At 59.8% G+C, this 12,628-nt stretch carries 12 protein-coding genes; 7 read left to right on the top strand and 5 right to left on the bottom strand.

All coding sequences use genetic code 11. The features are described from left to right. Positions 1 to 60: 60 nt before the first annotated feature. Positions 61 to 1,368 (top strand): YihY family inner membrane protein, encoded by a 1,308-nt coding sequence (locus tag HB633_RS13365; RefSeq protein WP_213778555.1) that lies wholly within the window; start codon positions 61 to 63, stop codon positions 1,366 to 1,368. 7 nt (positions 1,369 to 1,375) lie between these two features. Here the strand turns inward: HB633_RS13365 and HB633_RS13360 are convergent, their stop codons facing one another. The 3 genes from HB633_RS13360 to HB633_RS13350 all read right to left on the bottom strand — a co-directional run bounded on the left by HB633_RS13360 (position 1,376) and on the right by HB633_RS13350 (position 3,998). Beyond that, positions 1,376 to 1,696, bottom strand: coding sequence for an Mpo1-like protein (locus tag HB633_RS13360; protein WP_213778554.1), 321 nt, complete (start codon positions 1,694 to 1,696; stop codon positions 1,376 to 1,378). Between the two features lie 182 nt (positions 1,697 to 1,878). Beyond that, positions 1,879 to 2,700, bottom strand: a complete 822-nt coding sequence (locus HB633_RS13355; protein ID WP_213778553.1) for an alpha/beta hydrolase — start codon at positions 2,698 to 2,700, stop codon at positions 1,879 to 1,881. Next, entirely contained in the window at positions 2,697 to 3,998 is a 1,302-nt protein-coding gene (locus tag HB633_RS13350; protein ID WP_213778552.1) for an O-acetylhomoserine aminocarboxypropyltransferase, read from the bottom strand. The genes HB633_RS13355 and HB633_RS13350 overlap by 4 nt, the downstream gene beginning before the upstream one ends. 253 nt (positions 3,999 to 4,251) lie before the next feature. Between HB633_RS13350 and HB633_RS13345 the strand changes: the two genes are divergently transcribed. The 3 genes from HB633_RS13345 (at position 4,252) to aroC (ending at position 7,983) form a co-directional block, all read left to right on the top strand. After that, entirely contained in the window at positions 4,252 to 4,704 is a 453-nt protein-coding gene (locus HB633_RS13345; RefSeq protein ID WP_056364222.1) for a CBS domain-containing protein, read from the top strand. Between the two features lie 158 nt (positions 4,705 to 4,862). Then, positions 4,863 to 6,797: an MFS transporter gene (locus tag HB633_RS13340; RefSeq protein ID WP_213778551.1), complete on the top strand. Its 1,935-nt coding sequence runs from the start codon at positions 4,863 to 4,865 to the stop codon at positions 6,795 to 6,797. Between the two features lie 82 nt (positions 6,798 to 6,879). Further along, positions 6,880 to 7,983 (top strand): chorismate synthase, encoded by a 1,104-nt coding sequence (aroC, locus tag HB633_RS13335; RefSeq protein ID WP_213778550.1) that lies wholly within the window; start codon positions 6,880 to 6,882, stop codon positions 7,981 to 7,983. Positions 7,984 to 8,043: 60 nt separating this feature from the next. Here aroC and HB633_RS13330 read toward each other — a convergent pair whose 3' ends face one another. Continuing rightward, positions 8,044 to 9,717: an electron transfer flavoprotein-ubiquinone oxidoreductase gene (locus HB633_RS13330; RefSeq protein WP_213778549.1), complete on the bottom strand. Its 1,674-nt coding sequence runs from the start codon at positions 9,715 to 9,717 to the stop codon at positions 8,044 to 8,046. A gap of 236 nt (positions 9,718 to 9,953) precedes the next feature. On the opposite strand from HB633_RS13330, the gene HB633_RS13325 reads away from it, so the two are divergent. Both HB633_RS13325 and HB633_RS13320 read left to right on the top strand, forming a co-directional pair. Beyond that, positions 9,954 to 10,727: an SDR family oxidoreductase gene (locus HB633_RS13325; protein ID WP_056364217.1), complete on the top strand. Its 774-nt coding sequence runs from the start codon at positions 9,954 to 9,956 to the stop codon at positions 10,725 to 10,727. Further along, positions 10,724 to 11,185 carry a thioesterase family protein gene (locus HB633_RS13320; protein ID WP_213778548.1) on the top strand — a complete coding sequence of 154 codons (462 nt, stop codon included), beginning with the start codon at positions 10,724 to 10,726 and terminating at the stop codon, positions 11,183 to 11,185. Before HB633_RS13325 ends, HB633_RS13320 begins: the two co-directional genes overlap by 4 nt. Here the strand turns inward: HB633_RS13320 and HB633_RS13315 are convergent, their stop codons facing one another. Further along, the gene (locus HB633_RS13315; RefSeq protein WP_213778547.1) at positions 11,186 to 11,731 is read right to left on the bottom strand and encodes a LuxR C-terminal-related transcriptional regulator; all 546 of its coding nucleotides are present in this window, start codon (positions 11,729 to 11,731) and stop codon (positions 11,186 to 11,188) included. It abuts the gene before it with no gap. Between the two features lie 191 nt (positions 11,732 to 11,922). On the opposite strand from HB633_RS13315, the gene HB633_RS13310 reads away from it, so the two are divergent. Further along, positions 11,923 to 12,627: a CoA transferase subunit A gene (locus tag HB633_RS13310; RefSeq protein ID WP_056364211.1), complete on the top strand. Its 705-nt coding sequence runs from the start codon at positions 11,923 to 11,925 to the stop codon at positions 12,625 to 12,627. The last annotated feature ends 1 nt before the right edge of the window (position 12,628 follow it).

Below are 12,628 nucleotides of genomic sequence, written 5' to 3'. Positions count from 1 at the left end.
TGGTTTGCCTTTAGTAAAGCCGTATCGCAAATCTGTTGTAATGATTGAGGAGAGAGTTTCTTGTTGAAGTTTCCCATCGATCTCGACACGACGAAGCGGCTCGCCGGATTCGTCGCGCGTCGAACGGGTGAGGATCGTGTCGCGCAGGTGGCCGGCAGCCTGACATTCACCACCGTCCTGTCGCTCGTGCCGCTCGCGACGGTTGCGTTCGCATTGTTCACCGCGTTTCCCATCTTCGCTTCGTTTCAGATGTCGTTGCAGGATTTTCTTGCCTCGCATCTGATGCCGTCGCAGATCAACAGCCAGATCTTCAAGTACCTGAACCAGTTTGCATCGAAGGCGAAAGGGCTGACTACGGTCGGCATGATCATCTTGTTTGTAACGTCGGTGATGACCATGATGACGGTCGAGTCGGCGTTCAACGTGATCTGGCGCGTGCGTAAATCGCGGCCGCTGGCGCAACGCATTCTGGTTTATTGGGCAATCATCACGCTCGGGCCGATCCTGTTCGGCGTGAGTTTGTCGATGTCTTCATATCTGTTTGCGCAGTCCATCGCGTTTGCCGGCTCGCATAATCTTCTGCCGCCCGGTGTGGAATGGGCGCTGACGAGCGCCACGTTGCCGTTCACGGTTTTGGCCTTCGCCATGCTGTATGTTTTCCTGCCGAATTGCAAAGTAGCATGGCGCGATGCGCTGGTTGGCGGCCTGATCGCGGCGATCGCGTTCGAACTGACCAAGCGTGGTTTCGGCTACTACGTGCGCCGGATTCCTACCTACACGGCTGTTTATGGCGCGTTCGCGGCATTGCCTGTGTTTTTGTTGTGGGTCTATATCTGCTGGATGATCACGCTGATTGGCGCAATGGTCGCGTCGGCGCTGCCGGCCATTCGCATCGGCCAGTTTCATCGGGCGGATTTCCCGGGCAGCGACTTGCTCGACGCCCTCGAACTGCTGGCGCGGCTCGCCGAGGCGCGCGACGCCGGAAAGCCCGGTTATACCGGACTGGAACTCGCTCGCATGCTGCGTTGTGACATGGATACGACCATGCGGCTGGTCCGCAAGCTCGATGACCTGGAATGGGTTGCGCGGCTTGAGAATCTGCGCGTGCCGCGTTACGTGCTGATCGCGAGTCCGCAGCAAATTACGGTGTCGAGCCTCTTCGATCTATTTGTGATCGATCGCGAAGAACTGGATTATCAGTTGGGTCTTGATTCATCTCACATTGACGATGCAACCCTGATGAACGCGCTCAGCAACGACAAGATGGAGGTCACGCTCGCTGCGCTGCTGGCTGCGCGCACGGCTTCCCGGGAAGCTCGCAAGCGCGAGTCTGAAAGCCAGGCGTCGATGCCGCGTCAGACCGCATGAGTAAAAACTAAAGCGAAATACTGCCAATGCAGATGTCCTTGAACATCACCCAGTCGCCCATCAGGCTGTAGAGCGGATGGCGAAATGTGGCGGGCCGGTTTTTCTCGAAGAAGAAATGGCCGACCCAGGCAAAGCCGTAGCCACAAACTATCGCTGCCGGAAGCCAGAGCCAGTCGCCCGTTGCTATGGCCATTGCTACACAGCCGATCACCCCCAGCGAACCGATGAAATGAAGCCGCCGCGACACCACGTTGCGGTGCTCTTCAAGATAGTAGGGATAAAACTCCGCAAAGCTCGCGAAGTGATCCGAATGAGCGGTTTGAGCCATGACAATCTCCTTGTCGGGCAGTGCCTGTAAAGCATGTCCAGCAACTCATGAAGCGTTGTGCAAGATTCATTCTCCAGCCAACAAGGCTGCGGCGCAACCAGGAAAACGCGCCGTCTGGAGAATATTCAACACACCACCCATTTGGCTAATAGCGCATCCCGGCAAGGCTCTATAAGCTTGGTTCATGCCCGTCTGTTTGCGAAGCCGAACAGTGCAGCGAGGGTTCCATCCGGTTGTTCACTCATGAGCGCGTGGCCTGCGTCGAGCATGACAGTTTCCACCGGGACACCCGCATATTTCATTGCATCGACAAGTGCGCGGCTCGCGCGCGGAGGTGTCATGGCATCTCGCTTGCCTGTCACGATTTGCACCGGACACTGCAATGCGGCGGCGCGTTCAAGGCCATCCGCGTAAGCATTGCAGGCGCTGAAATCGGTGTGAAAGAGTTGCGGCTCGCCGCGAACGGCCATGCGTTCCATCAGACGCTGGTTCGATCCATGGAGCCAGAAACCTGGACCCGGGCTCGAGGGTTTGGCGGCAATCGAGGAATGCGACCATTGGTTCACCATGTCGATGGCGTCGGGCTCGCGGTCGCGGGCTGCATCGAGGAGGGCGTCCGAAACGGTCATCGGAAATGCGGTGGCCAGTAGCGAGATGCGGGTCACGCGCAGTGGATAGCGCGCGGCGGCATCGAGGGCAATCAAGGAGCCCATGCTGTGGCCAATCAGCATCGCGCTTCGGACGTTCGCGGCGTCCAGCAGCGCAATGACCCAGTCGGCCAGTTCAACGATGCTCCGTTTTGCAGGCCTCATGCTGCGGCCGTGGCCTGGAAGGTCGACGGCGAGAACGCTCAGGCCGTGATGAGCGAAGTAGCGTGTCTGCAGCGCCCAGACGCTGTGATCGTGCTGTGCGCCGTGAAGAAATACTGCCACTGGGCGGTTCGGGTCGAACGCGCGGCCGCCGGTGTATGCATAGGCGGCAGCGCCGCCGGCTTCCAGCATCATGCGCGGCTCCCTTCGCTTTTTTGCGATGCCTTTAGCCCGCGCTTGAGGTCGTCGATGAGATCGTCGGGATCTTCCAGGCCAATCGACAGCCGGATGCGCCCCGGCGCAATTCCCGCGGCGGCGAGGGCGGCGGCGTCCATGCGGAAATGCGTGGTCGACGCCGGGTGGATGACGAGCGAACGTGCATCGCCCACGTTGGCCAGGTGCGAGAACAGCGTGAGCGACTCAATGAAGCGCCGCGCCGCGGCCACATCGCCGCGTAGATCGAAACTGAAAACAGCGCCGGCGCCGCGGGGCAGAAGCCGCTTGGCGAGCGCGTGATCGCGATGGTTTTCCAGTTCCGGATAAGCCACGCCTTCGACCGCCGGGTGCGCAAGCAGAAACTCGACGACCTTGCGGGTGTTGGCGACATGGCGGTCCATGCGCAACGGCAGGGTTTCTATGCCTTGTAGCAGTTGCCACGCGGCCTGCGGATGCAGACACGCGCCGAAATCACGCAGGCCTTCGCGGCGGGCGCGCAACAGGAAAGGCGCGACCGTGCTCTCTTCGGCGAAGACCATGCCGTGAAAGCCGTCGTAGGGTTCGGTGAATTCAGGAAAGAGCGTGCTCGCGGTGAAGTCGAATGTTCCGCCGTCGACCAGTACGCCCCCTATGGTCGTGCCGTGGCCGCCCAGGAATTTGGTGGCGGAGTGGTAGACGAAGTCGGCGCCGTGCTCGAAAGGACGCAGCAAATAGGGCGTGGTGAAGGTGGAATCCACCAGCAGCGGTACACGGTTCGCGTGCGCAATTTCAGCGATGGTCGCTATGTCGAGAACATCGAGACCAGGGTTTCCCAGCGTTTCGCCAAACAGGAGGCGCGTGTTCGGCCGGACTGCGGCTCGCCAGGCATCGGGATCGTGGGGCGGCACGAACGTGGTGTCGATGCCGAAGCGCCGCAGCGTGTAGTGCAGCAGGTTGTGCGAGCCGCCATAAAGCGCGCTCGATGCAACCACGTGTGACCCGGCACCCATCAGCGTGGCGATCGCGAGATGTAGCGCAGCCTGACCGCTGGCCGTGCCGATCGCGCCCACGCCGCCTTCGAGCGCCGCCACGCGCTCTTCGAAAACGGCTACCGTCGGATTCGATATGCGCGAATAAACATGGCCCGAGCGCTCCATGTTGAAGAGCGACGCGGCGTGATCGGTGTCTCGAAACGAGAACGACGTGGTCTGGTAGATCGGCGTGGCGCGTGCGCCGGTTGTGGGGTCGGGCGCGGCGCCCGCGTGCAGCACGAGCGTATCGAAGCGATTGGCGGACATCGTGGGCGGCTACCATGGAAAAGAGTCATTTATCGTAACATCGGGTATGGCCGGACAAACTTGGGGTAGACGTGAGCGTCGGCGCGCTTCGTTGGTGTGAGCTTCCCAGTGCGGCAAGGCTAAGGGTTGACCCGGCGCAAAAGCCCGTCCCATATGCTTGTGCAGACGAAATACGTGTGTGCTGCACGCTTTCTTTTTAACCGTCTTTCCGCTAGGATCGACAGATAGTCAGGCTTTTCGCGAGGAGACAATCATGCGAGTCAGCGACATTTTGAACGTCAAGGGCAACGCGCTCTTCACGGTAACGCCCGATACGCCATTGAGCGAAGCCATTGACGCAATGGCGTCACACGACATTGGTTCACTGGTGGTCATCGAATACGGCGATCTGGCCGGCATGCTGACGTTCCGCGAGATCATCCTGATCCTCAGCAAGAACGGCGGCAGCGTGGGCACGTTCACCATCCGCAAGGTCATGGACGATCACCCCATCACGTGTACGCCGGAAACCGACGTGAACGAAGTGCGCCGCATGATGCTCGAGCATCACGTGCGCTACTTGCCGGTCATGGAAAAAGGCGTGCTCATGGGCGTGATTTCTTTCTATGACGTCGCAAAAGCCGTGGTGGAGGAACAAGGTTTCGAGAACAAGATGCTCAAGGCCTATATCCGCGACTGGCCGGAGCAGCAAGAAGAAGCGCGCTGATTCTGACAAACGCGCAATCGCGATTGGCCGGACAACGCGTATCAAACGCTCGCAAAAATGCGCGCCTTCCATGGCGCGCATTTTTTTCGTCTCAAAAATCAGGTGCCGTCGTGCAAGGCCTGACGCCACCGTCTCTCAGCTACCAACTCCAATAATCCATGAGTGAATCGCCTGCATCATCCCCCGGGAAATCTGCAAAGCCCGCGCACGGAGAGGGTCAGTTTCGCCTGTTAGGCGAGCGCCGCTTTGCGCCTTTTTTCTGGACGCAATTCCTCGGCGCACTCAACGACAACGTCTTCAAGGTCGGCTTCACGTCGCTCGTCACGTTTCAGGCCGCGCGTTTTTCCGGCGTCGATCCGAAAACCGCTGCCTTCCTGATATCGGCTATTTTCATCTTGCCGTTCGTGTTGTTTTCCGCGACGTCGGGTCAGATCGCCGACAAATACGACAAAGCCACGCTAACGCGTTTTGTTAAGACCTTCGAGATCGCCGTGATGCTGGTCGGCGGCGCGGGATTTGTCCTTCATAGCGCGCCACTGCTCTACCTTTGCACGTTCCTGATGGGCGTCCATTCGACTGTTTTCGGCCCGGTGAAATACGCGTATTTGCCGCAGCACTTGCAGCCGTCCGAACTCGTGGGCGGTAACGGGCTCGTCGAAATGGGGACGTTCGTGGCAATCCTGATTGGCACGATCATCGGCGGGGCGTCGGCGGGTTGGATGGAGCATGGCGCGGTTCTGCTCGCCGGAGCTTGCCTTGTAGTCGCGTTGATCGGGCGCGTGGCGTCGAGCTTTGTGCCAAGCACTGCTGCGCTTCAACCCGAGTTGAAGATCAACTGGAATCCTTTCACTGAAACGTGGCGCAACCTCGCGCTCGCACGCCGCGACCGGACTGTCTTCCTGAGTCTGCTGGGGATTTCGTGGCTATGGTTTGTCGGCGCGACCTTTCTCACGTCGTTTTTCAACTTCGCCAAGGACGTGCTTTCGGCGAATCCCGATGTGGTCACCGTGTTGCTCGGTACGTTTTCGATTGGTATTGGCACGGGTTCGCTTTTGTGCGAAAAACTCTCGAAGCGGCGGGTCGAGATCGGGCTGGTTCCTCTGGGATCGATTGGTATCAGCGTGTTTGCGATCGACCTGTTTTTCGCCAGCCACACTATCTTGCCGGCTGGTCATCTGCTGGGCGTGGGCGAGTTTCTCCAAATCGGCGCGCACTGGCGCATTCTTGCCGATCTGTTCCTCCTCGCCATGTTCGGAGGGTTCTATAGCGTGCCGCTCTACGCGCTCATCCAGGCGCGCAGTCAGCCGACGCATCGCGCGCGGATCATCGCTGCTAACAACATTCTCAATTCGTTTTTCATGATCGTGTCGGCGCTGATGGCCATGGGCTTGACGTCTGCGGGCGTGGGCATCCCAGGGCTGTTTCTCACCACTGCGCTGCTGAATATCGTAGTCGCCGCGTACATCTATTCGCTGGTACCCGAATTCCTGCTGCGCTTTCTCGCGTGGGTTCTCGTGCACACGTTCTACCGGATCAGGCTTGTCAACGCCGAGCGAATTCCTGAGCGCGGCGCGGCGGTGCTGGTGTGCAACCACGTGAGTTTTGTCGATGCCATCGTGATCATGTCGGAAAGTCCGCGCCCGATCCGCTTCGTGATGGATCATCGGATTTTCCGTTCGCCGCTGCTTGGCTGGCTGTTTCGCCATGTAAAGGCCATTCCGATCGCGCCCGCGCACGAAGACGCGATCATGCTCGAAAAAGCCTACGACGCCTGCGGCCGCGCGCTCGCCGACGGCGATCTCGTCTGCATCTTCCCTGAAGGCAAGCTGACGCGAACGGGGGAACTGAACCCGTTTCGCCACGGCATCAGCGAGATTCTGAAGCGACATTCAGCGCCCGTCATACCGATGGCCCTGCGCGGTCTGTGGGGCAGCGTGTTTTCGCGCCATGAGGACCAGCGCTGGCCGCGTCCAATCCAGCGCGGCGTGATGAGCCGGCTGACATTGGCAGTGGGTGAGCCGATCGATCCCGTCGATGCCACCCCCGAACACCTTCAGCAGCTCGTCGCGACCCTCCGCGGCGCCCGCAAATAGGCGCAGAACAGCCGCGGAACAAGGCTGTAAGGGCGCCGGCTGGCATAATATCGGCTCTTTCGATCTTTTCAGGACGACGCTCATGTCCGGCAACACACTCGGCACGCTTTTCACCGTCACGAATTTCGGCGAGTCGCATGGTCCTGCGATCGGCTGCGTGATCGACGGCTGCCCGCCGGGCATGGCGCTGACCGAAGCCGATATCCAGATCGAGCTCGACCGGCGCAAACCCGGTACGTCGCGACATGTGACGCAGCGGCAGGAAGCCGACCAGGTCGAGATTCTTTCGGGCGTGTTCGAAGGCAAGACGACCGGCACGCCCATCGCCTTGCTGATCCGCAATACCGATCAGCGCAGCAAGGATTACGGCAATATCGCAGAGACGTTTCGCCCCGGGCACGCTGACTACACATACTGGCAGAAGTACGGGATTCGCGATTATCGAGGCGGCGGCCGGTCGTCGGCGCGCCTGACAGCGCCGACCGTTGCGGCAGGCGCGGTTGCGAAGAAGTGGCTGCGTGAAAAATTCGGCATTGAAACGCATGGCTTCATGAGCGCGCTCGGCGAGATCCCGATTCCGTTCGTTGCATGGGAGCACGTGCGCGAAAACCCGTTCTTCGCGCCGAATGCCGAGATCGTGCCGCGTCTCGAGGAATACATGGACGCGCTGCGAAAAGACGGGGACTCCATTGGCGCGCGCATCGGTGTGATTGCGACGGGCGTGACGGCAGGTCTCGGCGAGCCCCTGTACGACCGGCTCGACGCCGATATCGCCAAAGCGATGATGGGCATCAATGCCGTTAAAGGCGTGGAAATCGGCGCGGGTTTCGCGAGTGTCGCGCAACGCGGCAGCGTTCACGGCGACGAAATGACGCCCGAAGGTTTCGCCGCGAACAACGCGGGCGGTGTGCTGGGCGGCATCTCCAGCGGGCAGGACATCACGGTCTCGATCGCCATTAAGCCGACGTCGAGCATCCGCACGCCGCGCGAATCGATCGATAAAGCCGGTCACGCAGCCACCGTCGAAACGTTCGGACGCCATGATCCGTGCGTGGGCATTCGCGCGACGCCTATTGCCGAAGCGCTGCTCGCGCTGGTCCTGATCGATCACGCGCTAAGACATCGCGCACAAAACGGCGACGTTGAAACCACGACGCCTCACATCGCCGCACACATCCCCAAATAAAAAATCGCCGGTTCTCACAAGGAACCGGCGTTTTTTTACGCCTGCAACCCAGCCGAACAATCACATGTTCGGATAATTCGGACCGCCGCCGCCTTCAGGCGGAACCCACACGATGTTCTGCGTCGGGTCCTTGATATCGCACGTCTTGCAATGAACGCAGTTTTGCGCGTTGATCTGCAGGCGTTCGCTGCCGTCGTCGTTTTTCACGAACTCGTACACCTGCGCCGGACAATATCGACCTTCCGGTCCGGCATAGGTGCGCAGATTCACATCGACAGGAACCGATGCGTCCTTCAGCGTCAAATGCGGCGGCTGACCTTCATCGTGATTCGTGTTCGATATAAACACCGACGTCAGCCGGTCGAACGTCAGCTTGCCGTCCGGCTTCGGATAAACGATCGGCTTGCATTGCGATGCGGGCTTGAGCGTTTCGTTATCGGCGTGTTGATGATGCAGCGTCCACGGCACATTGCCGCCGAGCAGCTTCTGTTCGAGTCCGACCATGAACGTGCCCAGATACAGGCCCTTGCTCATCCACTGCTTGAAGTTGCGCGCGCGATAAAGCTCGGTCTTGAGCCACGAATTATCGAAGGATTCGGGATACGCGGTGAGTTCGTCGGCTTGACGGCCGGCTTGCACCGCGTCGAAGGCCGCCTCGGCGGCCATCTTGCCGGACTTGATCGCGGCGTGGCTGCCCTTGATCCGCGATGCGTTCAGGAATCCGGCATCGTCGCCGACCAGCGCGCCGCCCTTGAACACCAGCTTTGGCAGGGACATGAGACCGCCGGCAGCGATTGCGCGCGCGCCGTACGACACGCGCTTGCCGCCTTCCAGGAACGTGCGGATCGCCGGATGGGTCTTGTAGCGCTGGAATTCTTCGAACGGCGAGAGATACGGATTCGAATAGCCGAGGCCGACGACAAACCCGACCATCACCTGGTTATTGTCCATGTGGTAGAGGAACGAGCCGCCGTACGTATCGGTTTCGAGCGGCCAGCCGGCGGTGTGGATTACAAGACCCGGCTTGTGCTTGGCAGGATCGATTGTCCAGAGTTCCTTGATACCGAGGCCGTAGACCTGCGGATCGGCGTCGCGGCCGAGTTTGAATTTGTCCATCAACTGGCGGCCGAGATTGCCGCGCGCGCCTTCGCAAAAGAGCGTGTACTTGGCGTGCAATTCCATGCCGAGCTGGAAGTTTCCCGTCGGCTCGCCGTCCTTGCCCACGCCCATGTTGCCGGTCGCCACGCCGCGAACCGCGCCGTCTTCGGTGTAGAGCACTTCGGCGGCTGGAAAGCCCGGGAAGATCTCGACGCCGAGCGATTCCGCTTGCTGGCCGAGCCAGCGCGTAACATTGGCAAGCGAAATGACGTAATTACCGTGGTTCTTGAAGTTGTCCGGCAAAAGCCAGTTGGGCACCTGCTTCGCGCTGTCCTTCGATAAAAACAAAAACCGGTCTTCGGTCACTTCCACGTCGAGCGGCGCGCCTTGCGTCTTCCAGTCGGGCAGCAGTTCATTCAGCGCGCGAGGGTCCATGACGGCGCCTGAAAGGATGTGCGCACCGATCTCGGAGCCTTTCTCCAGCACGCATACGCCCAGTTCGACGCCTTTCTCCTGCGCGAGCTGTTTCAGCCGGATGGCCGCAGAAAGTCCCGCAGGGCCGCCGCCTACGATCACGACGTCGTACTCCATGGACTCACGGGGACCGTACTGCTCGATGAGACTCGCCGGGGTCATCCAATGCTCCTGTCTAACGTTAGAATGCTTTTTTGGGGATCGCGTATTGTCAGGGAACGATAGGTATGGTGCAACTAACGTTCCGGAGATTAGTACGACCGTATTATTTCACGATAGCATATCGGCTGGCTGAATCCTGGCGCAGATTCGACGCAGACCCCGGGCGGGTAAGCGCTGCCGTCAGCGCAAGACAGGCTGACCCGGGCAACTCAATCGCTTTCAACCAAGGAAAAACAATGGGCCGTTCGATCAATCTGGAAGGCAAATGCGCGCTCGTCACAGGCGCTTCCAGCGGACTGGGCAAGCGCTTCGCGCAAGTGTTGTCGCAGGCGGGCGCACGGGTCGTGCTGGCTAGCCGGCGCACTGAGCGCCTCAAGGAACTGCGTGCCGAAATCGAGGCGTCGGGCGGCGCGGCGCACGTCGTATCGCTCGACGTCACCGACTACCAAAGCATCAAGTCGGCCGTGGCACACGCGGAGACAGAAGCGGGCACCATCGATATCTTGGTGAACAACTCCGGCGTATCGACGCAGCAGAAATTGACGGACGTGACGCCGTCGGATTTCGATTTCGTCTTCGATACCAACACGCGCGGCGCATTTTTCGTCGCCCAGGAAGTGGCCAAGCGGATGATCATGCGGGGCAACGGCACCGCGAAGCCGGGTTACCGGATCATCAATATTGCGTCCATGGCGGGGCTGAAGACATTGCCTCAGATCGGCGTCTATTCCATGAGCAAGGCGGCCGTCGTACATATGACGAAAGCAATGGCGCAGGAATGGGGCCGTCATGGCATCAATGTGAACGCAATCTGCCCCGGCTACATCGATACCGAATTGAACCATCATCACTGGAAGAGCGAAGCGGGGCAAAAACTGTTGTCCATCCTGCCGCGCCGCCGAGTGGGAACGCCCGAAGATCTGGATGGCTTGTTGCTGCTGCTGGCCGCCGACGAATCGCAGTTCATCAACGGCTCGGTGATTGCCGCCGACGACGGGTTTGGCTTATGAGCCAGGTCTTCGAACAGGCGTCGGATGCGGCGCAGGGCGGTTTTCATCGTGTGATCGACTTGTCCATGCCTATCCGATGGGGCGACATGGACGCGTTCGGTCACGTCAACAACACGGTCTATTTCCGCTTCATGGAAGAAGTGCGGATCACGTGGTTTCGCCAGTTGGACATTGCCGGAGCCAACGCCAAAGGGCAGGGGCCGGTGGTAGTCAATGCATCGATGGAGTTTCTGCGGCAACTCCACTATCCCGGCGATGTAATCGGCAGCATGTTTGTCGGCGCGCCGGGGCGCAGCAGTTTCGATACGCGTTTCGAGCTGTATCGCGCCGATGACCCCGCCACCCTTTACGCGCGCGGCACGGCGAAATGCGTGTGGGTCGACTACGCTGCGGCGAAGTCGGTGCCCATTCCTGAGCTGCTGCGCAATGCCATCGAAACGGCGGCGCCACACAAGTGATCAGTCGCCCAAGAGCCGCTGGAGCAGTTCGGTCGCGTTGCCTGTATCGTATTTACGCATGAGTTTCGAGCGATAGACGTCCACGGTCCGCGGGCTGATGTCCAGCGCGCGTCCGATCTGCTTGCTGGTCTTGCCGGTCACGAGTTGCGCCGCGATCTCGCGCTCGCGCGGCGTCAGTTCTATCGCGACCCGGCGCGTCGCGCTCAGGTCTTCGAATGTCCAGACGCCCGCGGCATGCGGCGCACTCAGATCCAGCGACCGTCCGGTCACGTGGCACCAGAACAATTCCCCGTTCGCGCGTTTCATGATGCGGTCGTCGGCGTAGCTGCCCTGACGTTGCATCAACGCGGAAATGCGCGCGCCGATCCGTTCAAACTCGACCGGCGATGGATACAGCACCTGGAACGATCGCCCGATCAACGCTTCCGGCTTCACGCCGAAAATTGCACAAAGCTGCGCGTTGCAGTCTTCAATGATCCGTTCCCGTGACAACACCAGCCCGACTGGCGCAAGATGAAACGCAGTTTGGTAATCCAGTTGAGGCATTTTGGCTCGGACGACGGGCGTTTGACGTTTGCATCACCGCGCACTACGGCGATTACTTATGTATTTTTGCGTATTGTGCCGGATCGATGCATCGTCGTACTCTTTCGGCAGGTCAGAAAGTCGTTATCGCCGCATAAATAAACGGCGCGCGACTCGAATAATCAGATTTCATCCAGATCAGGAAGGGACAAATGAACAAGGTCTATCCCGGCGCGAAAGAGGCGCTCGAAGACATCGTAAAGGACGGACAGACGTTTGCCGTCGGCGGTTTCGGTCTGTGCGGCATTCCCGAAGCGCTGATCGCGGCATTGCGCGACACGGGCGTTCAGGGAATCACCTGCATCAGCAATAACGCGGGCGTCGACGGCTTTGGCCTCGGCCTGCTGCTCGAAACCCGTCAAGTCAAAAAAATGATTTCGTCGTACGTGGGCGAAAACAAGGAATTCGAGCGCCAATATCTGGCGGGCGAACTCGAACTCGAATTCACGCCGCAAGGCACGCTGGCCGAAAAGCTGCGCGCAGGCGGTTCGGGCATCCCGGCGTTTTTCACGAATACGGGTTATGGCACGGTCATCGCGGAAGGCAAGGAAACACGCAAATTCGGCGACAACTTCTACGTGCTCGAACCGTCGCTGACGGCAGACGTCGCGCTGGTCAAGGCATGGAAAGCCGATAAATCCGGCAACCTGATCTATCGCCGCACGGCTCGCAACTTCAACCCGATGTGCGCAATGGCCGGCAAGATCACGGTCGCCGAAGTGGAAGAAATCGTGGAAGTCGGCGAGCTCGATCCCGACGCAATCCATACGCCGGGCATTTTCGTACAGCGTATCGTGCTGAACGCGCATCCGGAAAAACGCATCGAACAACGCGTCGTGCGCGCAAAAGGAGACTGAT

This window comes from Caballeronia sp. dw_276 (assembly GCF_018449635.1).
Lineage (GTDB): Bacteria > Pseudomonadota > Gammaproteobacteria > Burkholderiales > Burkholderiaceae > Caballeronia.
The sequence above is the reverse complement of the archived record's forward strand: the minus strand, read 5'-3'. Positions and strand labels throughout refer to the sequence as shown.

Bases quoted from the DNA above. Each gene is read 5' to 3' on its own strand.
- HB633_RS13360 (WP_213778554.1), bottom strand. From the start codon at position 1,696: ATGGCTCAAACCGCTCATTCGGATCACTTCGCGAGCTTTGCGGAGTTT.
- HB633_RS13355 (WP_213778553.1), bottom strand. From the start codon at position 2,700: ATGATGCTGGAAGCCGGCGGCGCTGCCGCCTATGCATACACCGGCGGC.
- HB633_RS13350 (WP_213778552.1), bottom strand. From the start codon at position 3,998: ATGTCCGCCAATCGCTTCGATACGCTCGTGCTGCACGCGGGCGCCGCG.
- HB633_RS13345 (WP_056364222.1), top strand. From the start codon at position 4,252: ATGCGAGTCAGCGACATTTTGAACGTCAAGGGCAACGCGCTCTTCACG.
- HB633_RS13340 (WP_213778551.1), top strand. From the start codon at position 4,863: ATGAGTGAATCGCCTGCATCATCCCCCGGGAAATCTGCAAAGCCCGCG.
- aroC (WP_213778550.1), top strand. From the start codon at position 6,880: ATGTCCGGCAACACACTCGGCACGCTTTTCACCGTCACGAATTTCGGC.
- HB633_RS13330 (WP_213778549.1), bottom strand. From the start codon at position 9,717: ATGACCCCGGCGAGTCTCATCGAGCAGTACGGTCCCCGTGAGTCCATG.
- HB633_RS13325 (WP_056364217.1), top strand. From the start codon at position 9,954: ATGGGCCGTTCGATCAATCTGGAAGGCAAATGCGCGCTCGTCACAGGC.
- HB633_RS13320 (WP_213778548.1), top strand. From the start codon at position 10,724: ATGAGCCAGGTCTTCGAACAGGCGTCGGATGCGGCGCAGGGCGGTTTT.
- HB633_RS13315 (WP_213778547.1), bottom strand. From the start codon at position 11,731: ATGCCTCAACTGGATTACCAAACTGCGTTTCATCTTGCGCCAGTCGGG.
- HB633_RS13310 (WP_056364211.1), top strand. From the start codon at position 11,923: ATGAACAAGGTCTATCCCGGCGCGAAAGAGGCGCTCGAAGACATCGTA.